The sequence below is a fragment of the Kosakonia sp. SMBL-WEM22 genome, assembly GCF_014490785.1.
Classification (GTDB): Bacteria; Pseudomonadota; Gammaproteobacteria; order Enterobacterales; family Enterobacteriaceae; genus Kosakonia.
In genome coordinates, this window is record NZ_CP051488.1 from 4758422 (window position 1) to 4781381 (window position 22960).

Genomic DNA, 22960 nt, shown 5'->3' on the forward strand with positions numbered 1-22960 from the left:
GCTGCCATTACTCCATCCGTCGTCTGACAAGCCATCTCCTTTGACACTGGAATGAGCTATGTCTACTACTCAACGTTCACGCCGTGAACAACGCGCCCAGGCGCAACACTTTATCGATACGCTGGAAGGCACCGCTTTCCCCAACTCCCGCCGCATCTACCTCACCGGCTCACAGCCCGATATTCGCGTGCCGATGCGCGAAATCCAGCTCAGCCCGACGCTTGTCGGCGGCTCCAAAACCGCCCCGCAGTACGAAGAGAACGAAGCGGTGCCGGTGTATGACACCTCTGGCCCCTACGGCGATCCGGCGATTGCCATCAATGTGCAGCAGGGCCTGGCTAAGCTGCGCGCAGCGTGGATCGCGGCGCGTGATGATAGCGAAGAGCTGGACCATCGCAGTTCAGCCTATACCAACCAACGCCTGGCAGATGACGGCCTTGATGCCTTGCGTTTTAACGGCCTGCTGACGCCGCGCCGCGCCAAAGCGGGTAAATGCGTGACGCAGTTGCACTATGCCCGTTTGGGCATCATTACCCCGGAGATGGAGTTTATCGCCCTGCGTGAAAACATGGGGCGCGAGCGCATTCGTAGTGAAGTGCTGCGCCGACAGCACCCGGGCGAAGGGTTTGGCGCGCGGCTGCCGGAGAACATTACGCCGGAGTTTGTCCGCGCGGAAGTGGCGGCGGGCCGGGCCATCATTCCCGCCAACATCAACCATCCAGAATCAGAGCCGATGATCATTGGTCGCAACTTCCTCGTAAAGGTGAACGCCAATATCGGCAACTCTGCCGTCACCTCATCGATTGAAGAAGAAGTGGAGAAGCTGGTGTGGTCAACCCGCTGGGGCGCGGATACGGTGATGGATCTCTCCACCGGGCGCTACATTCATGAAACCCGCGAGTGGATCTTGCGTAATAGCCCGGTGCCGATCGGCACGGTTCCGATCTATCAGGCACTGGAGAAGGTCAACGGGATCGCTGAAGATCTGAGCTGGTCAGTCTTCCGCGACACCCTGCTGGAGCAGGCGGAACAGGGGGTCGACTACTTCACCATCCACGCCGGTGTGCTGCTGCGCTATGTGCCGATGACCGCGCAGCGCCTGACGGGCATTGTCTCGCGCGGCGGCTCGATCATGGCGAAGTGGTGCCTCTCGCACCACCAGGAGAACTTCCTCTACACCCATTTCCGTGAAATCTGCGAAATCTGCGCGGCTTACGATGTCTCTTTATCACTCGGCGACGGCCTGCGGCCGGGATCGATTCAGGACGCCAATGACGAAGCGCAATTCGCCGAGCTACATACGCTCGGTGAACTGACCAAAATCGCCTGGGAGTATGACGTGCAGGTGATGATTGAAGGCCCCGGCCATGTGCCGATGCAGATGATCCGCCGCAATATGACCGAGGAGCTGGAGAGCTGCCACGAAGCGCCCTTCTACACTCTTGGGCCGCTCACTACCGATATCGCGCCGGGTTATGACCACTTCACCTCTGGTATCGGCGCGGCAATGATTGGCTGGTTTGGCTGCGCGATGCTCTGCTACGTCACGCCGAAAGAGCACTTAGGCCTGCCGAACAAAGAGGATGTCAAACAGGGGCTGATTACCTACAAGATTGCCGCCCATGCCGCAGATCTGGCCAAAGGCCATCCTGGCGCGCAGATCCGCGATAACGCCATGTCAAAAGCGCGATTTGAGTTCCGCTGGGAAGATCAGTTCAACCTCGCCCTCGACCCCTTCACCGCCCGCGCCTATCACGATGAAACCCTGCCGCAGGAGTCGGGCAAAGTGGCGCACTTCTGCTCGATGTGCGGGCCGAAATTCTGCTCGATGAAGATTTCGCAGGAGGTGCGTGATTACGCCGCCGCGCAGAGCATCGACGCGGGCATGGCGGATAAAGCCAGTGACTTCCGCGCCCGCGGCGGGGAGATCTACCTGAAACAGGAGGAGGCGTAATGTACCAGCCTGATTTCCCGCCGGTGCCCTTTCGCCTCGGACTCTATCCGGTGGTCGATAGCGTAGAGTGGATCGCCCGTCTGCTGGATGCAGGCGTGCGTACCGTGCAACTGCGGATCAAAGACAAGCGCGACGAAGAGGTGGAAGCGGAGGTGATAGCTGCCATTGCCCTTGCGCGCCGTTACAACGCGCGGCTGTTTATCAATGATTACTGGCAGCTAGCGATTAAACACCAGGCCTACGGCGTGCATCTCGGTCAGGAGGATCTGGCCACCACCGACTTAAGCGCCATTCGCCAGGCCGGGCTGCGGCTCGGCCTCTCGACCCATGATGATATGGAAATTGATGTCGCGCTGGCGGCACGCCCCTCCTACATCGCCCTCGGGCACGTTTTCCCGACGCAAACCAAGCAGATGCCTTCCGCTCCGCAGGGGCTGGCACAACTGACACGCCACGTTGCGCGGCTCGGCGACTACCCGACAGTGGCAATTGGCGGCATCAGCCTCGCGCGCGCGCCAGAGGTGTTGGCTACGGGCGTCGGCAGCATCGCCGTGGTGAGCGCCATTACCCAGGCGGATGAGTGGCAGCAGGCCACGCGGCAGCTGTTGGATCTCGCGGGGGTGGGCGATGAATGATCACGACTTTATGCGCTACAGCCGCCAGATCTTGCTGGAGGAGATCGCCATCGCCGGACAACAGAAGCTGCTCGACAGCCGGGTGTTGATTGTCGGACTTGGCGGTCTTGGTGCGCCTGCCGCCGCCTACCTGGCGGGCGCGGGTGTCGGCATGCTGGTGCTGGCGGATGATGACGCCGTGCACCTGAGCAACCTGCAACGGCAGATCCTCTTTACCTCGCGCGATATTAATCAGCCCAAAGCCAGGGTGACGGCCGAGCGGCTGCATCAGTTGAACCCGGAGATTGAACTGGTCTCTCTCTCACAGCGGCTCAGCGGCGACGCGCTGCTGGAAGAGGTGTCACGCGCCGATGTGGTGCTTGATTGCAGCGATAACATGCAGACCCGCCAGGCGATCAACGCCGCCTGCGTGGCGCGTAATACGCCGCTGGTTTCCGCTAGCGCCGTCGGTTTTGGCGGCCAGTTACTGGTGCTCACCCCGCCCTGGGAGCAGGGCTGTTACCGCTGTTTGTGGCCCGACGAGCGCGAGCCGGAACGCAACTGCCGCACGGCGGGCATTCTCGGCCCGGTGGTTGGCATCATGGGGGCGATGCAGGCGCTGGAAGCGATCAAGTTGTTAACCGGCATGCAGGCGGCACAGGGAGAGCTGCGGCTGTTTGACGCCCGCACCAACCTGTGGCGCACCCTCGCATTACAGCGCGCCAGCACCTGCCCGGTCTGCGGAGGACATCATGCAAATACGCGTTAATGACGAACCGATGAGCTGCGCACAGGCGCTCAGTGTTGCCGACCTGCTTAAGGCGCTTGAACAGTTAAAGCCGGGCGTCGCGCTGGCGCTAAACGAGGCGATTCTGCCGCGCGATCGCTGGGGAGAGCAACAGTTGCAGGATGGCGATCGCATCCTGCTGTTTCAGGTTATCGCAGGGGGTTGAGATGTTACGTATTGCAGATAAAAGCTTTTCTTCACGCCTCTTTACCGGCACGGGGAAATTCGCCACACCGCAGCTGATGGTGGAGTCGATTCAGGCGGCGGGCAGCGAGCTGGTGACGCTGGCAATGAAGCGCGTCGATTTACGCCAGCGTAATGACGCTATTTTGCAGCCGCTGATAGACGCGGGCGTCACCCTGCTGCCAAACACTTCCGGCGCGAAAAATGCCGAAGAGGCGATCTTCGCCGCCCAACTGGCGCGTGAAGCGCTGGGCACACACTGGCTGAAGCTGGAGATCCACCCCGATGCACGCTGGCTGCTGCCGGATCCTATCGAAACCCTGCGCGCGGCAGAGAAGCTGGTGCAGAGCGGGTTTGTGGTGCTGCCCTACTGCGGCGCGGATCCGGTGTTATGCAAACGGCTGGAAGAGGTGGGGTGCGCAGCGGTAATGCCGCTCGGCGCGCCGATTGGCTCGAATCAGGGGCTGGAGACCCGCGCCATGCTGGAGATCATCATTGAGCAGGCCAGCGTGCCGGTGGTAGTAGATGCCGGTATCGGTGCGCCAAGCCACGCCGCACTGGCGCTCGAGATGGGCGCAGATGCGGTGCTGGTCAACACCGCTATCGCCGTCGCGGACGATCCCGTCGCCATGGCGCGCGCATTTCGCCTGGCAGTGGAAGCCGGAGCACTGGCGCGTCAAGCAGTACCGGGCGCTCGCCAACACTACGCCGCGGCCACCAGCCCACTGACCGGCTTTCTGGAGGCGCTGCAATGAACACCTTCACCGACCGTTGGCGGCAGCTGAACTGGGATGATATTCGCCTGCGTATTCACAGCAAGACCACCGCTGACGTCGAGCGTGCGCTTAACGCCCGGCAAGCAACCCGCGACGATATGATGGCGCTGCTCTCCCCGGCGGCCAGCGAGCTGCTGGAGCTGCTGGCGCAGAAAGCGCAGCGCCTGACCCGCCAGCGTTTTGGCAACACCGTCAGTTTTTATGTCCCGCTCTATCTGTCGAATCTCTGCGCCAATGACTGCACCTATTGCGGGTTCTCCATGAGTAACCATTTGAAGCGCAAAACGCTGGATGAGGAGGAGATCGCCCGCGAGTGCGCTGCCCTGCGTGAACTGGGTTTTGAGCATCTGCTGCTGGTCACCGGTGAGCATCAGGGAAAAGTGGGGATGGACTATTTTCGCCGCCATTTCCCCGCTATTCGCCGCCAGTTCGCCTCATTGCAGATGGAAGTGCAGCCGCTTTCTGAAGAGGAGTATCGCGAGCTAAAGGGACTTGGGCTGGATGGTGTGATGGTCTACCAGGAGACCTACCACGAGGCGCAGTATGCCCGGCATCATCTGCGCGGCAAAAAGCAGGACTTTTTCTGGCGGCTGGAGACGCCGGATCGCCTTGGCCACGCCGGGATCGACAAGATCGGCCTTGGCGCACTGATGGGGCTGTCCGACAGCTGGCGCGTCGACTGTTATATGGTGGCGGAGCATCTGCTCTGGTTACAGCAACACTACTGGCAGAGCCGCTACTCGGTGTCGTTTCCTCGCCTGCGCCCCTGCGCGGGAGGAATCGAACCGGCGTCAATCATGGACGAGAAACAACTGGTACAGACCATTTGCGCATTTCGCCTGCTGGCACCAGATACCGAGCTGTCGCTGTCGACGCGGGAATCGCCGCACTTTCGCGATCATGTTATCCCCCTCGCCATTAACAATGTCAGTGCCTTCTCTAAAACACAGCCCGGCGGCTATGCCGACGATCACCCGGAGCTGGAGCAGTTCTCACCTCATGATGGGAGACGTCCGGAGATGGTCGCCGATGCGCTGATCGCTCGTGGGTTGCAACCGGTGTGGAAAGACTGGGATAGTTGGTTGGGACGTGTGCCGCAAAAAAAGAGTAATACGCTGATAAACGGTTAATTTTCTTTCGGCCTGTTACGTAAAGTGAAAGTCGGGCGCTGGCACCAACGCGCCCGCTGCGGCACCCTCTCTTCGTCAGCGTACACTGACCGGAGCGGGCGCCGTTCCCCTCTCCCGCTCCGCCTCCCTTCGGCATGTACGCTGCTTATGACAATGGGAAAAAGCGTGTCCAGCGCGGGTAATGCAAGCAAGGAAACGAAGTGATGTCAGGTTGTAACCGGTTTCACATTCGCTGCCCTTTCTTTGTGATGCCAGACACACAATCATCGTAAAGCGGTTGTTGAAGTCAACGCCGACGGATAATTATCAATAATCCCATCAACACCGAGGCTGACTATGAAAAACATCGTTTTATGCTGTGCAGCAGGTATGTCCACCAGCATGTTGGTGCAACGAATGAAAGACGCGGCGCAAAAGAGAGGCGTCGAGGTCACCATCAAAGCGGTTCCTGTTGCGGATTTTAAAGATGAGATTGCAACGGCAGATATCGTGTTGCTGGGGCCGCAGGTGAAGTATGAGCAGGCAAAACTGCAGGCGCAGGCCGAGCCGCTGGGCAAGAAGGTGGCGGTGATCGATATGATGGATTACGGCATGATGAAAGGCGATGTCGTACTGGAAAAAGCCCTTAAGCTGCTGGAGTGAGCGCGTGGAAGAGTTAGAAACCATCATTATGGAACTGCTGGTCAATGCCGGTGCGGCGCGCAGCCAGGCACTGACCGCGCTGCAGATGGCGCGCAAAGGTGACTTCGACGACGCGGAAAAAGCGATGGAGGAGTCTCGCGAATTTGTTAAAGCCGCGCACAAGATCCAGACCCAGCTAATCGGTCTGGATGAAGGCACCGGTAAACTGCCGGTCAACCTAATCACCGTTCACTCTCAGGACCATCTGATGAACGCGATGGTCATCCAGGACCTGGCTGACGACCTGATTGAGATCTACCGCAGGCTTCCGCCGCGCGCTTAATTGTCGCTTTAGTCCCACAAGAGGCGCCCGTTTCACCGGGCGTTTTTTATTGCGCTTAAAACGGTGGGATGTTTTCCGCGCCGATTTATGGCACAACATGGCATTCACCGATCGTAATCGCCACCGCAGGTGCCTGATGCCCGCTATTCCCGTTCCTTTTTACACCCTCTCCCTACTGCTGATGCTGTTGGCAAAAGTCTGGCTGCAACGCCCTGCCGGCTATCGCACCCTCGCCACCTTTATCACTGGCTGCGCGCTACTGGTGCTGGTGACAGCACTGCGCTGGCAATTTGATGCGCTGGTTTTGCGACAGCTGCAGTCGATACTGGCCATTGCGCTACCGCCGCTGGCATGGCGCTGTTTTGCCAGTGTGACCGGGCGAAGCCGCATCGCTAAGCGCATTGCCTCGCTGCTGCCGCCAGCCATCGCGCTGGCGCTGAACCTGATCGCGCCAATGACTACGGACATTGTGCTGATGCTGCTCTATATCGGTTACGGCGGCGCACTAATTGGCACCGCTTATCGCGGTGCGGATGCGTTCGTGCTGACACGGCTAACAGATGCGCGCAATACTTCGGTAATGGCCTTTCTCGCTGGGGTGTTTCTCTGCTTTAGCGGCCTGACCGATCTTGCGATTACGCTCGACTACGCCTGGTATGACGGCTTGCAGGCAGCGCGCCTCGTCGCCCTCTCGCAGGCGATTCTGCTGCCATTTATCTGCCTCGCGATTCTCTACAGCGGCAAGAAAATCCCCACCGCTGAAGAAATACCGCAGATATCACCAGCCGATGAGCAAAGCGTGGAGCTGGATAGCGATCTGGTGGCGCTCTGTGAAAAGCTGGAGACGCGTCTTACCGAACAGCAGCTGTTTCTCAATAGCGACCTGACGCTCGATCTGCTGGCGCGAAAATGGGTGATCCCGGCGCGTCAGATTTCACGTGCCGTCAATGCGGTGCGCGGTTGCAATGTCTCACAATGGATTAACGGCTTTCGTATTCACTATGCCCAACATCTGCTGCTCACCACCGACGCGCCCGTCACCAGCATCATGCTCGATGCTGGCTTTGCCACCAAATCTAACTTCAACCGCGAGTTTGTGCGTATTAGCGGCGTGAGCCCGACGGCGTTTCGCCGCTCGGCGGGTAATCCAGCGCCTGTTGCAGAAAAACTGTGATCGTGTCGCTAAGCCGCTGATGAATGTCAGCCCGGCTTAGCGCACCGCCATCCTCACACACAATCCCTTCGCCCGGATCCTGCGCCTCAATCAATGCTTTCGCGCCAGGCTTGCAGAGCTGCATAAAACTAAAGTGGGTAGCGCCCGTAACGCTTTGCGCCTGCTGCTTCGCCGCCGGAATGTCGTGTTGCAGGTAGCCGGACTCCAGCCGCGCAGGTAACTCGTCACTATCGGCCTGCGCGGAGAGGATCAGCACCGGCACATTCAGTTGAGCGAGGCTCTCCGGCGTGAAACCGCGCGCCAGCCCTAAATCCAGCGAAACAACGGCTTTAATGAGTGGCTCGCGCTGGCTCTCCATCAACGAGGCGGATGTCTCAGGACGATTGATGCCCAGCGTTGGGATCAACTTACAGCCCGCCAGCACGGGATGGCTTTTACAATCCGTCTGGAAACGTCCGGCATCGAAGCGTGCACCTGCCAGCTCCATTACCGTCCAGCCCCCCAGCGAGTGGCCGATCGCGGCAATGCGCCGGATGTCCACCTGGCCAGCAATGGCAGGATCGCCAATCAGGTCATTCATTACGCGGCGCAAATCGCGCGGGCGCTGCCAGAGCTGCCACGCATCCTGCTGCGCTTTATTGCGGGTGGTGGTGCCCGGATGATCAGGCGCGGCGACGATATACCCCTGCGCCGCCATGCGTTGCGCCAGCCAGTTCAGGTTGCGCCAGTTACCGCCGTACCCGTGTGAGAGCAGCAATAATGGATGTGTACCGGTTGTGGGCTGTGCGTTAAGCAGTGCCGGGGTGCCAACAAAAACCGGGTTGTCGCCCACCGTTTCCGGGGTGCCGGTTTGAGCTGTGGGATACCAGACGGCGACATTGAGCGGGCGCGCTTTATCCTCCTTCAGATGAAGCTGGCGGAAGGCGGTGTCGGCATGGGTTATGCCGCTCAGAAGGAGCGTAAAAAAGAGAATCATTGTGCGTAGGGACATCATGCGTTCCTGATGGGTTAACAGAACGCTGAGTGTGCCCGTCCCTTGTGCGGCGGGCGTCCTGAAACACGATCGAGGACTGTTTAGCTGATTTCGGACATAAAAAAACCCGCCGAAGCGGGTTTTTATGACGAGAAACGATTACTCGTTGTCGGAACCACCCAGACCTGCATTCAGCAGTTCTGCAAGGCTCGCGGACGCGTCTTCCGCAGTCACCTGCGGCGCTGCCGGCAGTTCGCCAGCGGCGCGACGGCGCATACGATCCTGGTGGTACGCATAACCGGTACCGGCCGGGATTAGACGACCCACGATCACGTTCTCTTTCAGACCGCGCAGTTCGTCGCGTTTGCCCGCAACGGCTGCTTCGGTAAGCACACGAGTCGTCTCCTGGAACGATGCCGCGGAGATGAAGGACTCGGTCGCCAGAGACGCTTTGGTGATACCCAGCAGATCGCGTGCATAGGTTGCACTGATTTTGCCGTTCGATTCGAGATCGCGGTTAGCAATCTTGACGCGAGAGTATTCAACCTGCTCGCCTTCCAGGAACTCGGAGCTGCCCGCGTTCACGATGGTGGCTTTACGCAGCATCTGACGAACGATAACTTCGATGTGCTTATCGTTGATCTTAACGCCCTGCAGACGGTAAACGTCCTGTACTTCGTTGGTGATATAACGCGTTACCGCGTGTACGCCACGAAGACGCAGAATGTCGTGCGGTGCTTCCGGACCGTCGGAAACCACGTCACCACGTTCTACACGTTCACCTTCAAACACGTTGAGCTGACGCCATTTCGGGATCATCTCTTCGTACGGATCGCTACCGTCAACCGGCGTGATCACCAGACGGCGTTTACCTTTGGTCTCTTTACCGAAGGAAATAATACCGCTGATTTCAGCCAGGATTGCCGGCTCTTTCGGACGACGTGCTTCGAACAGGTCCGCAACGCGCGGCAGACCACCGGTAATATCCTTGGTACCGCCGGATTCCTGCGGAATACGTGCCAGGGTGTCACCGGAGCTGATCTGTACGCCATCTTCCAGCTGAACAATCGCTTTACCCGGCAGGAAGTACTGGGCAGGCATATCGGTGCCTGGGATCAGTACGTCGTTACCATTGGCATCAACGATTTTCAGTGCCGGACGCAGATCTTTACCGCCAGAGGTACGCTCTGCGGAGTCCAGCACCACCAGCGACGAGAGACCGGTCAGTTCGTCGGTCTGACGGGTAATCGTCTGACCATCGATCATGTCGGTGAAGCGGATGAAACCAGCCACTTCGGTGATTACCGGCATGGTGTGCGGATCCCAGTTTGCAACGGTTTCACCGCCAGCAACCTGCTCGCCATCACCCTTCGCCATCACCGCACCGTAAGGCACTTTATAGCTCTCTTTGGTACGACCGAATTCGTCGATCAGTTTCAGCTCAGTGTTACGGGAGGTGACCACCAGCTTACCGCTGGAGTTAACAACCGACTTCGCATTGCTCAGACGGATGCTACCTTTGTTTTTCACCTGGATGCTGGATTCAGCAGCCGCACGCGATGCCGCACCACCGATGTGGAACGTACGCATCGTCAGCTGTGTACCCGGCTCACCGATGGACTGTGCTGCGATAACGCCGATTGCTTCACCTTTGTTAATGATGTGGCCACGCGCCAGGTCACGACCATAGCAGTGGGCGCACACACCAAAGTCGGTGTCGCAGGATACAACGGAACGCACTTTCACGGAGTCGACAGAGTTCGCTTCCAGCAGGTCACACCACTGTTCGTGCAGCAGCGTGTTGCGCGGAACCAGAATGTCTGCGGTGCCCGGCTTCAGAATGTCTTCCGCGGTCACACGACCCAGAACGCGATCGCGCAGCGGCTCTTTAACGTCGCCACCTTCGATAACCGGCGTCATGGTGATCCCTTCGAGGGTGCCACAATCGTCTTCGGTTACGACCAGATCCTGTGCCACGTCAACCAGACGACGGGTCAGGTAACCGGAGTTCGCGGTTTTCAGTGCGGTATCCGCCAGACCTTTACGCGCACCGTGCGTGGAGATGAAGTACTGGAGTACGTTCAGACCTTCACGGAAGTTCGCGGTGATCGGCGTTTCGATGATTGAGCCATCCGGCTTCGCCATCAGACCACGCATACCAGCAAGCTGACGAATCTGGGCTGCAGAACCACGCGCACCGGAGTCGGCCATCATGTAGATGCTGTTAAAGGAAACCTGCTGCTCTTCAACGCCGTCACGGTTAATAACGGTTTCAGTCTGCAGGTTATCCATCATCGCTTTGGATACACGATCGTTCGCCGCGGCCCAAATATCGATAACTTTGTTATAGCGTTCGCCCGCGGTGACCAGACCAGACTGGAACTGCTCCTGGATCTCAGCAACTTCAGCTTCCGCTTCGGAGATGATCTCGTGTTTCTTCTCCGGGATGACCATGTCATCGATACCAACGGATGCACCTGAACGCGCTGCGTAAGCAAAGCCGGTGTACATCGTCTGGTCAGCGAAGATAACGGTCGGCTTCAGCCCCAGAATGCGGTAACAGGTGTTCAGCATTTTGGAGATCGCTTTCTTGCCCAGCGCCTGGTTGACGATGGAGAAAGGCAGACCTTTCGGTACGATCATCCACAGAATGGCACGGCCAACGGTCGTGTCTTTCAGGCTGGTGGTCGCAACGAACTCGCCGTTAGCATCTTTTTCATATTCGGTGATACGCACTTTAACGCGCGCATGCAGAGAGGCCAGGCCGGCGCGATAAATACGCTCAGCTTCTTTCGGGCCAGTCAGCACCATGCCTTCGCCTTTGGCGTTAACACAGTCACGGGTCATGTAGTAGAGACCCAGTACAACGTCCTGAGACGGAACGATGATGGGTTCGCCGTTCGCCGGAGACAGGATGTTGTTGGTAGACATCATCAGCGCACGCGCTTCCAGCTGGGCTTCCAGCGTCAGCGGTACGTGAACAGCCATCTGGTCACCATCGAAGTCGGCGTTATATGCCGCACAAACCAGCGGGTGCAGCTGGATCGCTTTACCTTCGATCAGTACCGGTTCAAACGCCTGGATACCCAGACGGTGCAGTGTTGGTGCACGGTTCAGCAGTACCGGGTGTTCGCGGATAACTTCGTCCAGGATATCCCAAACGACAGCTTCTTCGCGCTCAACCATTTTCTTCGCGGCTTTGATGGTGGTGGCGAGGCCACGCAGTTCCAGCTTGCCGTAAATGAACGGTTTGAACAGCTCCAGCGCCATTTTCTTCGGCAGACCGCACTGGTGCAGACGCAGGTATGGACCTACGGTGATTACAGAACGACCGGAGTAGTCAACACGCTTACCGAGCAGGTTCTGACGGAAACGACCCTGCTTACCTTTGATCATATCGGCCAAAGATTTCAGCGGACGCTTGTTGGAACCGGTGATCGCACGACCGCGACGGCCGTTATCCAGCAGGGCGTCGACCGCTTCCTGCAGCATACGTTTTTCGTTGCGTACGATGATGTCCGGCGCCGCCAGATCCAGCAGACGTTTCAGACGGTTGTTACGGTTGATCACGCGACGGTAGAGATCGTTCAGATCCGACGTTGCGAAACGACCACCGTCCAGCGGAACCAGCGGACGCAGGTCCGGCGGCAGCACTGGCAGAACGGTCAGGATCATCCACTCCGGCTTGTTACCAGACTGTACGAACGCTTCCAGCAGCTTGATACGCTTGGTCAGCTTCTTACGTTTGGTTTCGGAGTTGGTTTCGTTCAGCTCTTCACGCAGCTGTTCGCACTCTTGCTCCAGATCCATGCTTTTCAGCAGGGCCTGGATCGCTTCGGCGCCCATCTTCGCGTCAAATTCATCACCGAACTCTTCCAGCGCGTCCAGATACTGCTCTTCAGTCAGGATCTGGTTACGTTCCAGGTTGGTCATCCCACCTTCGATAACCACATAGGATTCGAAGTAGAGGACGCGTTCGATATCACGCAGCGGCATATCCAGCAGCAGACCGATACGGGACGGCAGCGATTTCAGGAACCAGATGTGCGCGGTCGGGGAAGCCAGTTCGATGTGGCCCATGCGCTCACGACGCACTTTGGTCTGGGTCACTTCAACGCCGCACTTCTCACAGATCACACCACGGTGTTTCAGGCGCTTGTACTTACCGCACAGGCACTCGTAATCTTTTACTGGCCCGAAAATACGCGCACAGAAAAGGCCGTCACGCTCAGGTTTGAACGTACGGTAGTTGATGGTTTCTGGCTTTTTAACTTCACCAAAAGACCATGAACGGATCATGTCTGGCGAAGCCAGAGCAATTTTGATCGCATCAAACTCTTCGGTTTTAGTTTGCGCTTTCAGAAACTTTAATAAGTCTTTCACGGATTTGCTCCCGTCGGAGTTAGCACAATCTGGTGCCGGGTATTACCCCGGCACCAGTGACCTGTTTGAGCGAGAGTTACTCGTCTTCCAGCTCGATGTTGATACCCAGCGAACGAATCTCTTTCAACAGTACGTTGAAGGACTCTGGCATCCCCGGTTCCATCTGATGGTTGCCGTCCACGATGTTCTTATACATCTTGGTACGACCATTCACGTCATCAGACTTAACGGTGAGCATTTCCTGCAGGGTGTATGCCGCGCCGTAGGCTTCCAGCGCCCATACTTCCATCTCCCCGAAGCGCTGACCACCGAACTGCGCCTTACCACCCAGCGGCTGCTGAGTAACCAGGCTGTAGGAACCGGTGGAACGCGCATGCATTTTGTCATCAACCAGGTGGTTCAGTTTCAGCATGTACATGTAGCCAACGGTAACCTGGCGCTCGAACTGCTCACCGGTACGACCGTCGAACAGTGTGATCTGACCGGAAGTCGGCAGGCCACCCAGCTGTAACAGTTCCTTGATTTCAGACTCTTTCGCACCGTCGAAGACCGGCGTTGCGATCGGCATGCCTTTACGCAGGTTTTCAGCCAGACGCAGCACTTCATCATCGCTGAAGGTGCTCAGGTCGACTTTCTGACGAACGTCAGCGCCCAGATCGTATGCACGCTGGATGAACTCGCGCAGTTTCGCGACTTCCTGCTGCTGTTTCAGCATGGCGTTAATCTTGTCGCCAATACCTTTCGCAGCCATACCCAGGTGGGTTTCAAGGATCTGACCGATGTTCATACGAGACGGTACGCCCAGCGGGTTCAGTACGATGTCTACCGGCGTACCGTTTTCATCGTATGGCATATCTTCGATCGGGTTGATCTTGGAGATAACACCCTTGTTACCGTGACGACCTGCCATCTTATCACCAGGCTGGATCTGACGTTTAACGGCCAGATAAACCTTAACAATCTTCAGCACGCCCGGTGCCAGATCGTCGCCCTGAGTGATCTTACGGCGTTTCGCTTCGAGTTTTTTCTCGAACTCGTGTTTCAGTTCGTCGTACTGCTCAGCCAGCTGTTCCAGCTGATTCTGTTTCGCTTCGTCGGTCAGGCCGAGTTCCAGCCAGCGGTCGCGCGGCAGTTTGTCGAGCTTATCAGCTTCAACGCCACCGGATACCAGCACGGAGTGGATACGGCTGAACAGGCCAGCTTCGAGGATCTGCAGTTCTTCAGACAGGTCTTTCTTCGCCTGTTTGAGCTGCATCTCTTCGATTTCCAGCGCACGTTTGTCTTTTTCCACGCCATCGCGGGTGAAGACCTGAACGTCGATAACCGTACCGGAAACACCGTTTGGTACGCGCAGAGAAGAGTCTTTAACGTCAGACGCTTTCTCACCGAAGATCGCACGCAGCAGTTTCTCTTCTGGCGTCAGCTGGGTTTCACCTTTCGGCGTTACCTTACCAACCAGAATGTCGCCGCCGGTCACTTCTGCACCGATGTAAACGATACCGGATTCATCCAGTTTGGAGAGCGCAGCTTCACCCACGTTCGGGATATCAGCGGTGATCTCTTCCGGCCCCAGTTTGGTGTCACGGGACACGCAAGCCAGTTCCTGGATGTGAATAGTGGTGAAACGATCTTCCTGAACCACACGCTCGGAGACGAGGATGGAGTCTTCGAAGTTGTAACCGTTCCACGGCATGAACGCTACGCGCATGTTCTGACCGAGCGCCAGTTCACCGAGGTCGGTGGACGGACCGTCTGCCAGCACGTCGCCGCGCTCAATCGGCTCACCCAGGTAGACACACGGCATCTGGTTGATGCAGGTGTTCTGGTTAGAACGGGTGTATTTGGTCAGGTTATAGATGTCGATACCTGCTTCGCCCGGGTACATCTCGTCTTCGTTAACTTTGATAACGATACGGGAAGCATCCACGTACTGAACGGTACCGCCACGTTTCGCAACAGCGGTTACGCCGGAGTCAACGGCAACAGCACGTTCCATACCGGTACCAACCAGCGGCTTATCAGCGCGCAGAGTCGGAACCGCCTGACGTTGCATGTTCGCACCCATCAATGCACGGTTGGCGTCATCGTGTTCCAGGAACGGGATCAGGGATGCACCGACGGAGACCACCTGCTGGGTGGATACGTCCATGTAGTCAACCTGGTCTGCGCTGAAGAGGCTTGATTCGCCTTTGCTGCGGCAGGTTACCAGATCTTCTGCAAAACGCCCTTCTTCCGTCAGGTTGGTGTTCGCCTGAGCGATAACGTAGTTACCCTCTTCAATTGCAGAGAGGTAATGGATCTCGTCAGTCACCACGCCGTCAGTCACTTTACGATACGGCGTTTCGAGGAAGCCGTACTCGTTAGTCTGTGCATAGACGGACAGGGAGTTGATCAGACCGATGTTCGGACCTTCAGGCGTTTCGATTGGACATACGCGACCGTAGTGAGTCGGGTGTACGTCTCGAACTTCAAAGCCTGCGCGCTCACGAGTCAGACCGCCCGGGCCAAGTGCAGAGATACGACGTTTGTGCGTAATCTCAGACAGCGGGTTGTTCTGATCCATAAACTGGGAGAGCTGGCTGGAGCCAAAGAACTCTTTCACCGCCGCCGAAATTGGCTTGGCGTTGATCATGTCCTGCGGCATCAGGGTGTCCAGATCGCCCAGAGAGAGACGCTCTTTCACCGCACGCTCTACACGTACCAGGCCAACGCGGAATTGGTTTTCCGCCATTTCGCCTACGGAACGGATACGACGGTTGCCGAGGTGGTCAATATCATCCACTTCACCGATGCCGTTACGGATACCGATGAGCTTTTTCATCACTTCGATGATGTCTTCGTTGCTCAGGATACCGGAACCTTCAATGCTGTCGCGCAGCAGAGAACGGTTGAACTTCATGCGGCCTACCGCAGAAAGGTCGTAGCGGTCTTCGGAGAAGAACAGGTTTTCGAAGAGGCTTTCAGCCGCTTCGCGAGTCGGCGGCTCACCCGGGCGCATCATGCGGTAGATTTCTACCAGCGCGCTCAGACGATCGTTAGTCGGGTCGACGCGTACGGTCTCAGAGATGTACGGGCCGTGATCCAGATCGTTGGTGAACAGCGTTTCAATACGTTTGTGACCAGCCTGGCTCAGTTTCGCCAGCAGATCGAGCGACAGCTCCATGTTAGCCGGGCAGATCAGCTCGCCAGTGGATTCGTCAACGTAGTCTTTCGCCGCAACTTTACCGGCGATGTACTCAACCGGCACTTCGATATGTTGGATTTCGTCTTTTTCCAGCTGACGAATGTGGCGCGCGGTGATGCGGCGGCCTTTCTCAACATACATTTTGCCGTTGGCTTCGATATCGAAGGAGGCGGTTTCGCCACGCAGGCGTTCCGGTACCAGTTCCATCTGCAGCTTGTTGTCGCGGATCTCGAAGACCACTTTTTCAAAGAACAGGTCAAGGATCTGTTCAGTGGTGTAGTTCAGCGCGCGCAGAATGATGGTTGCCGGCAGCTTACGACGGCGGTCGATACGAACGAACAGGTTGTCTTTCGGATCGAACTCAAAGTCCAGCCATGACCCACGGTAAGGAATGATACGTGCGTTATAGAGCACTTTACCGGAAGAGTGGGTTTTACCCTTGTCGCTGTCAAAGAAGACGCCCGGGCTACGGTGAAGCTGAGAAACGATAACACGCTCAGTACCGTTGATAACAAAGGTACCGTTGTCGGTCATGAGCGGGATTTCGCCCATGTAGACTTCTTGTTCTTTAATGTCTTTTACGGTGCCTTCCGGCGCTTCGCGCTCGTAGATCACCAGACGCAGTTTTACGCGCAGCGGGGCGGAGTACGTCACACCACGGATTTGACACTCTTTAACGTCAAATACGGGTTCGCCAAGACGGTAGCTGACGTATTGCAGTTCCGAATTGCCGCTGTAGCTCTTGATCGGGAACACGGAGCGGAATGCCGCTTCGAGCCCGTACTGGCCTTCAGGATCTTGCTCGATGAACTTCTGGAACGAGTCAAGCTGGATAGAAAGGAGATAGGGAACATCCAGTACTTGTGGACGTTTACCAAAATCCTTACGAATACGTTTTTTCTCGGTATAGGAGTAAACCATAGGGTTCCTCAGCTCGCTGACAAGTCGACCCATCTGCCCAGGGAAAGGACAGTTTGTGCAACACTATTTTTTTGACCGGAAAGTGGAGCACTTTCCGCAATGCTTGTTGCTATCACGCTTAAATCATTTCATTGCGATTTACACAGCGCCGAGCGACTGTCGCAGTATATTAAGTCGTCGATAGAAACAAGCATTGAAAAGGCAACAGGTAGTCAAACAGTGTGAAACACTACCAGCGCCTTCTACAGCGCAAAAAGGCTGGTGACCAAAAAGTCACCAGCCATCAGCCTGATTTCTCAGGCTGCAACCGGAAGGGTTGGCTTATTTAACTTCAACTTCAGCGCCAGCTTCTTCCAGAGATTTTTTCAGAGCTTCAGCGTCATCTTTGCTCACGCCTTCTTTCAGAGCGGCCGGAGCAGATTCTACCAGGTCTTTAGCTTCTTTCAGACCCAGGCCAGTTGCGCCACGTACTGCTTTGATAACAGCAACTTTGTTAGCGCCAACAGCTTTCAGAATAACGTCGAATTCAGTTTTTTCTTCAGCAGCTTCAGCAGCCGGGCCAGCAGCAACAGCTACAGCGGCAGCAGCAGAAACACCGAATTTTTCTTCCATTGCAGAGATCAGTTCTACAACGTCCATTACGGACATAGCGGCAACTGCTTCAATGATTTGATCTTTAGTGATAGACATTTAAATTGTTCCTGAATATCAGAATAAGTTTATACGTAAGCGAATGCGTTATAGAGAAAACTGCGATTAAGCAGCTTCTTTCGCATCGCGTACAGCAGCCAGAGTACGAACCAGTTTGCCAGCAGAGGCTTCTTTCATGGTTGCCATCAGGCGTGCAATTGCTTCTTCGTAGGTCGGCAGGGTTGCCAGGCGATCGATCTGGGACGCCGGGATCAACTCACCTTCAAAGGCAGCGGCTTTGACCTCAAATTTTGCATTCGCTTTCGCGAAATCTTTGAACAGACGAGCAGCAGCGCCCGGGTGTTCCATAGAATATGCAATCAGGGTCGGACCAACGAACGCGTCTTTCAGGCACTCGAACTGAGTACCTTCAACAACACGGCGCAGCAGGGTGTTACGAACAACACGCATGTAAACGCCGGCTTCGCGACCTGCTTTACGCAGTTCGGTCATTTTATCTACGGTAACGCCACGGGAATCCGCAACAACCGCAGACAGCGCGCCTTTGGCTACTTCGCTGACTTCAGCAACAATCGCTTGTTTGTCTTGAAGATTTAAAGCCATTAGCTTTGCTCCTGGATGTTTGCCAGGGCTCATGCCCTGGAACTCACTTCACTCTTTTCAACGAAAAGAGCGTCTTAATACGGTGAGCAGAAACAAGCCAAAGAGTACTTAAAAAATATTCTTCAGGTTCTGTCACCGTCTACGCAGGGAATTAAGTCTCTTGCGAAACACCTGCGGTCTTCGACGGAGGCCTGGATAGGCCAGGCTCCAACGAACAAATCTGTTTGTTTGCTAGCTTACGCCAGCAAAACGTGGGGGAAGATTGTAGACAAATCCGCCACCCACGTAAAGGCGAATATTAGTTCGCCGCTGCGTTCAGACCAGCCTGGTCTACCGCAACACCAGCACCCATGGTGGTGGAGATGCTAACTTTCTTGATGTACACGCCTTTCGCCTGAGACGGTTTTGCTTTTTTCAGCGCAACCAGCAGAGATTCCAGGTTTTCTTTCAGTTTGTCAGCGTCAAAGTCCACTTTACCGATGGTGGTGTGGATGATGCCGTTTTTGTCGTTACGGTAACGAACCTGACCCGCTTTAGCGTTCTTAACCGCTTCAGCAACGTTCGGGGTTACAGTACCAACTTTCGGGTTCGGCATCAGGCCACGCGGACCCAGAACCTGGCCCAGCTGGCCAACAACGCGCATTGCATCCGGGGAAGCAATAACAACGTCAAAGTTCATTTCGCCTTTCTTGATCTGGTCAGCCAGATCTTCCATACCTACCAGCTCAGCGCCAGCTGCTTTAGCAGCTTCAGCGTTCGGGCCCTGGGTAAATACGGCTACGCGAACAGAACGGCCAGTACCGTGCGGCAGTACAGTTGCACCACGTACGTTCTGGTCAGATTTACGCGCGTCGATGCCGAGGTTAACGGCAACGTCTACGCTTTCTACGAATTTAGCAGTGGCCAGCTCTTTCAGCAGAGCAATGGCTTCGTTGATGTCGTACTGTTTGGTCGCATCAACTTTGTCACGGATCACGCGCATACGCTTGGTCAGTTTAGCCATTTCTTAATCCTCCACTACCAGGCCCATGGAACGCGCAGTACCTTCGATTGAGCGAGTCATCGCTTCAATGTCAGCACCGGTCATATCCGCGGCTTTAGTCTGAGCGATTTCCTGCAGCTGAGCGCGGGAGATGGTGCCCACTTTGTCTTTGTTCGGCTTGCCGGAACCAGACTTGATACCAGCCGCTTTCTTCAGCAGAACTGCTGCCGGAGGCGTTTTGGTAACGAAAGTGAAGGAACGGTCAGCGTAAACGGTAATAACAACCGGAATCGGCAGACCTTTTTCCATGGATTCTGTTTTGGCGTTGAACGCTTTGCAGAATTCCATGATGTTAACACCCTGCTGACCCAGAGCCGGACCAACCGGTGGGCTCGGGTTTGCCATGCCAGCTGCAACCTGCAGCTTGACGTAGGCCTGGACTTTCTTAGCCATTGAAATTTCCTCGTTTGGGTATAGCGCCCCGAAAGGCTCCCCGTGGTTAAAACTGTTTTACCGGTTCAGAACCCGTAAAAACAAAAGGCGCGAAATTGTATGTCAATTTCGCGCCCTGTGCAACGTTTGATCGCCGAATATTTAGGCTTTTTCGACCTGGCTAAAGTCCAGCTCTACCGGGGTCGCACGACCGAAGATAGAGACGGAAACTTTCAGGCGGGACTTCTCGTAGTCCACCTCTTCAACGACGCCGTTAAAGTCGGCAAACGGGCCATCGCTAACGCGGACCATTTCACCCGGCTCGAACAGCGTTTTCGGACGCGGCTTATCACCAACCTGCTGCAGGCGGTTCATGATCGCATCCACTTCTTTGTCGCTAATCGGTGCCGGACGATCGGATGTACCACCGATGAAGCCCATTACGCGCGGAACGCTGCGCACCAGGTGCCAGCTGGCGTCATTCATCACCATTTGGACAAGTACGTAGCCCGGGAAGAATTTGCGTTCGCTTTTGCGACGCTGGCCGCCACGGATTTCGACCACTTCTTCGGTCGGCACCATAACTTCGCCAAACAACTCTTCCATGTTGTGTAATTTGATATGCTCGCGCAGCGAAGTTGCTACGCGGCCTTCAAAACCGGAAAACGCCTGAACGACGTACCAGCGCTTTTTAGGAGCTTCAGACATCTCAGAACCTCAGGCCAGTGATAAAGGAAACCAGGCGGACCAGAATACCATCCAGCCCCCACAGGATCAGTGACATAACTGCGGTGACCGCAGCCACAATCAACGTGGTGTGCAATGTTTCCTGACGAGTGGGCCAAATCACTTTACGTACTTCGGTTCTCGCTTCACGGGCAAAAGCAACGGTCGCTTTTCCCTTCGTCGTCAACAGCGCGACACCACCTGCTGCAGCAATCAGAATTACAACTGCCAGCGCGCGGAGCGGCAGCATCATGTCACGATAAAGATAGTTGCCAACGATAGCCACGAGCAGCAGTACTGCAACAACAACCCACTTCATCGCTTCCAGGCCGCGCCCGCTCCCTTGAGCTTCGGTATTCGCACTCATAAACCAACCTGTCACAAGAATTCAGACAAACATTTTTGCCCCGCATAAGCGAGGCAACCAAACCGAAATGCTCTGGCGAGTTTCGGACTCACGCCCTCTTCAGAGCCTGTCTCAGCAATGATTATGGACAAAAAAATCACTGATGAGCCAGGTTCTGGTTCGAAAGCGTACAAAAAGGGCATCAAATGATGCCCTTTTCTTGCGCATTGCGTCAAATGTTATCAGCGATTAGCTGAGAACTTTTGCTACAACGCCCGCGCCAACGGTACGGCCGCCTTCACGGATTGCGAAACGCAGACCATCGTCCATCGCAATCGGGTGAATCAGGGTAACAACCATTTTGATGTTGTCGCCCGGCATTACCATCTCAACGCCTTCCGGCAGTTCGATGGTGCCAGTCACGTCAGTTGTACGGAAGTAGAACTGCGGACGGTAGCCTTTGAAGAACGGAGTGTGACGGCCGCCTTCGTCTTTGGACAGGATGTACACTTCAGATTCGAATTTGGTGTGCGGCTTGATGGAACCCGGCTTAGCCAGTACCTGACCACGTTCGATTTCTTCACGTTTGATACCACGCAGCAGAACACCAACGTTCTCACCAGCACGGCCTTCGTCCAGCAGTTTGCGGAACATTTCAACGCCGGTACAGGTAGATTTCGCGGTGTCTTTGATACCAACGATTTCAACTTCTTCACCAACTTTGATGATACCGCGCTCTACACGACCGGTAACAACGGTACCACGACCGGAGATGGAGAATACGTCTTCGATCGGCAGCAGGAACGGCTTGTCAATCGCGCGCTCTGGTTCCGGGATGTAGGAATCCAGGTAGCCAGCCAGCTCGATGATTTTCTCTTCCCACTGAGCTTCGCCTTCCAGCGCTTTCAGTGCAGAACCACGAACGATCGGAGTGTCGTCGCCCGGGAAGTCGTACTGAGACAGCAGCTCACGCACTTCCATCTCAACCAGTTCCAGCAGCTCTTCGTCATCAACCATGTCACATTTGTTCAGGAACACGATGATGAACGGAACGCCTACCTGACGACCCAGCAGGATGTGCTCACGGGTCTGCGGCATCGGGCCGTCAGTCGCAGCAACAACCAGGATCGCGCCGTCCATCTGCGCAGCACCGGTGATCATGTTTTTAACATAGTCGGCGTGGCCCGGGCAGTCTACGTGCGCGTAGTGGCGAGTCGGGGTGTCATATTCAACGTGAGAGGTGTTGATGGTGATACCACGAGCTTTTTCTTCCGGCGCGTTATCGATCTGGTCGAATGCGCGAGCAGCACCGCCGTAGGTCTTAGCCAGTACGGTAGTGATTGCAGCAGTCAGCGTTGTTTTACCATGGTCAACGTGGCCGATAGTACCGACGTTAACGTGCGGTTTTGTACGTTCAAACTTTTCTTTAGACATCGATTGTCCCTCTAAGACACGGATAAATCGGTGATATCACCACATCAACCAGGCAACATGCCCGACTCGTTGAATGCTAAATAACAGAAGAGAAACCAGGAAGGAGAAGTGAAGTGGTGCTGATACCCAGAGTCGAACTGGGGACCTCACCCTTACCAAGGGTGCGCTCTACCAACTGAGCCATATCAGCACGTCTGGAGCGGGCAGCGGGAATCGAACCCGCATCATCAGCTTGGAAGGCTGAGGTAATAGCCATTATACGATGCCCGCATCCTGAAACTCGGCTACCCAGTGCTTCTGTATTGCCGGGAGAAGATTCTCTCCCTGAGAGCTGATTCACTACTGACACCAACTCAGGTTACGTTTTAACGTAACCGAAAATGGTGGTGGGGGAAGGATTCGAACCTTCGAAGTCTGTGACGGCAGATTTACAGTCTGCTCCCTTTGGCCGCTCGGGAACCCCACCGGACTTGATGGTGCCGACTACCGGAATCGAACTGGTGACCTACTGATTACAAGTCAGTTGCTCTACCTACTGAGCTAAGTCGGCATCAAGTAGCGCGCATTCTAGGGAGACCTGCGGAGGGATGCAACAAAAAAATTGCACAAAATGCTCTATCGCTCACATTTTGCACGACAACGCGAATAAATGCTGTAATTTCATGCAACACCGTGGAAAAAACCACCATATCTGCTTGCGGACTTAGTGCGTCAAAAGGTCAGTTGCCCCCCTTTCGCTTTCT

Annotated in this window: 19 protein-coding genes and 4 tRNA genes; 9 read left to right on the top strand and 14 right to left on the bottom strand. The window is 55.9% G+C overall.

Annotated elements, in window-relative coordinates; translation table 11 throughout:
- Window positions 1-58 precede the first annotated feature (58 nt).
- The 9 genes from thiC (at window position 59) to HF650_RS23000 (ending at window position 7582) form a co-directional block, all read left to right on the top strand.
- Complete coding sequence (gene thiC / locus HF650_RS22960; RefSeq protein WP_187800503.1) at window positions 59-1954, top strand: phosphomethylpyrimidine synthase ThiC; 1896 nt, start codon at window positions 59-61, stop codon at window positions 1952-1954.
- Window positions 1954-2589 carry a thiamine phosphate synthase gene (gene thiE, locus HF650_RS22965; RefSeq protein ID WP_187800504.1) on the top strand — a complete coding sequence of 212 codons (636 nt, stop codon included), beginning with the start codon at window positions 1954-1956 and terminating at the stop codon, window positions 2587-2589. The genes thiC and thiE overlap by 1 nt, the downstream gene beginning before the upstream one ends.
- A complete protein-coding gene (locus HF650_RS22970; RefSeq protein ID WP_187800505.1) occupies window positions 2582-3337 on the top strand; it encodes a HesA/MoeB/ThiF family protein in 756 nt (251 codons plus the stop codon). Before thiE ends, HF650_RS22970 begins: the two co-directional genes overlap by 8 nt.
- Window positions 3321-3521 (top strand): sulfur carrier protein ThiS, encoded by a 201-nt coding sequence (gene thiS / locus HF650_RS22975; protein WP_187800506.1) that lies wholly within the window; start codon window positions 3321-3323, stop codon window positions 3519-3521. The genes HF650_RS22970 and thiS overlap by 17 nt, the downstream gene beginning before the upstream one ends.
- A 1-nt stretch (window position 3522) precedes the next feature.
- Entirely contained in the window at window positions 3523-4293 is a 771-nt protein-coding gene (gene thiG / locus HF650_RS22980; protein ID WP_187800507.1) for a thiazole synthase, read from the top strand.
- Entirely contained in the window at window positions 4290-5444 is a 1155-nt protein-coding gene (gene thiH, locus HF650_RS22985; protein WP_187800508.1) for a 2-iminoacetate synthase ThiH, read from the top strand. The genes thiG and thiH overlap by 4 nt, the downstream gene beginning before the upstream one ends.
- Window positions 5445-5780: 336 nt before the next feature.
- Window positions 5781-6086, top strand: coding sequence for a PTS sugar transporter subunit IIB (locus tag HF650_RS22990; RefSeq protein WP_187800509.1), 306 nt, complete (start codon window positions 5781-5783; stop codon window positions 6084-6086).
- A gap of 4 nt (window positions 6087-6090) precedes the next feature.
- The gene (locus tag HF650_RS22995; RefSeq protein WP_023479392.1) at window positions 6091-6408 is read left to right on the top strand and encodes a PTS lactose/cellobiose transporter subunit IIA; all 318 of its coding nucleotides are present in this window, start codon (window positions 6091-6093) and stop codon (window positions 6406-6408) included.
- A gap of 97 nt (window positions 6409-6505) precedes the next feature.
- On the top strand, window positions 6506-7582 hold the full coding sequence (locus HF650_RS23000; RefSeq protein WP_346014243.1) for an AraC family transcriptional regulator: 1077 nt from the start codon (window positions 6506-6508) through the stop codon (window positions 7580-7582).
- Here HF650_RS23000 and HF650_RS23005 read toward each other — a convergent pair.
- From HF650_RS23005 to HF650_RS23070, 14 genes are all read right to left on the bottom strand, one after another.
- Window positions 7512-8573: an alpha/beta fold hydrolase gene (locus HF650_RS23005; RefSeq protein WP_187802797.1), complete on the bottom strand. Its 1062-nt coding sequence runs from the start codon at window positions 8571-8573 to the stop codon at window positions 7512-7514. The two genes, HF650_RS23000 and HF650_RS23005, sit on opposite strands and share 71 nt — an antisense overlap.
- Before the next feature lie 141 nt (window positions 8574-8714).
- On the bottom strand, window positions 8715-12938 hold the full coding sequence (rpoC, locus tag HF650_RS23010) for a DNA-directed RNA polymerase subunit beta' (RefSeq protein WP_187800510.1): 4224 nt from the start codon (window positions 12936-12938) through the stop codon (window positions 8715-8717).
- Between the two features lie 76 nt (window positions 12939-13014).
- Window positions 13015-17043 (bottom strand): DNA-directed RNA polymerase subunit beta, encoded by a 4029-nt coding sequence (gene rpoB / locus HF650_RS23015; protein WP_187800511.1) that lies wholly within the window; start codon window positions 17041-17043, stop codon window positions 13015-13017.
- Between the two features lie 321 nt (window positions 17044-17364).
- Entirely contained in the window at window positions 17365-17733 is a 369-nt protein-coding gene (gene rplL / locus HF650_RS23020) for a 50S ribosomal protein L7/L12 (RefSeq protein ID WP_042716076.1), read from the bottom strand.
- A gap of 66 nt (window positions 17734-17799) precedes the next feature.
- A complete protein-coding gene (gene rplJ / locus HF650_RS23025) occupies window positions 17800-18297 on the bottom strand; it encodes a 50S ribosomal protein L10 (protein ID WP_007704673.1) in 498 nt (165 codons plus the stop codon).
- Window positions 18298-18595: 298 nt separating this feature from the next.
- A complete protein-coding gene (gene rplA, locus HF650_RS23030) occupies window positions 18596-19300 on the bottom strand; it encodes a 50S ribosomal protein L1 (RefSeq protein WP_187800512.1) in 705 nt (234 codons plus the stop codon).
- A 3-nt stretch (window positions 19301-19303) separates the two neighbouring features.
- A complete protein-coding gene (gene rplK / locus HF650_RS23035; protein WP_023479393.1) occupies window positions 19304-19732 on the bottom strand; it encodes a 50S ribosomal protein L11 in 429 nt (142 codons plus the stop codon).
- Between the two features lie 141 nt (window positions 19733-19873).
- Window positions 19874-20419 (bottom strand): transcription termination/antitermination protein NusG, encoded by a 546-nt coding sequence (gene nusG, locus HF650_RS23040; RefSeq protein ID WP_006816549.1) that lies wholly within the window; start codon window positions 20417-20419, stop codon window positions 19874-19876.
- 1 nt (window position 20420) lies between these two features.
- The gene (gene secE / locus HF650_RS23045) at window positions 20421-20804 is read right to left on the bottom strand and encodes a preprotein translocase subunit SecE (RefSeq protein WP_003033128.1); all 384 of its coding nucleotides are present in this window, start codon (window positions 20802-20804) and stop codon (window positions 20421-20423) included.
- 228 nt (window positions 20805-21032) lie between these two features.
- On the bottom strand, window positions 21033-22217 hold the full coding sequence (gene tuf, locus HF650_RS23050) for an elongation factor Tu (RefSeq protein WP_187800513.1): 1185 nt from the start codon (window positions 22215-22217) through the stop codon (window positions 21033-21035).
- A 114-nt stretch (window positions 22218-22331) separates the two neighbouring features.
- A tRNA-Thr gene (locus tag HF650_RS23055) sits at window positions 22332-22407 on the bottom strand.
- Between the two features lie 5 nt (window positions 22408-22412).
- Window positions 22413-22487, bottom strand: a tRNA-Gly gene (locus tag HF650_RS23060).
- A gap of 111 nt (window positions 22488-22598) precedes the next feature.
- Window positions 22599-22683, bottom strand: a tRNA-Tyr gene (locus tag HF650_RS23065).
- A gap of 8 nt (window positions 22684-22691) precedes the next feature.
- Window positions 22692-22767 (bottom strand) — tRNA-Thr (locus HF650_RS23070).
- Window positions 22768-22960 lie beyond the last annotated feature (193 nt).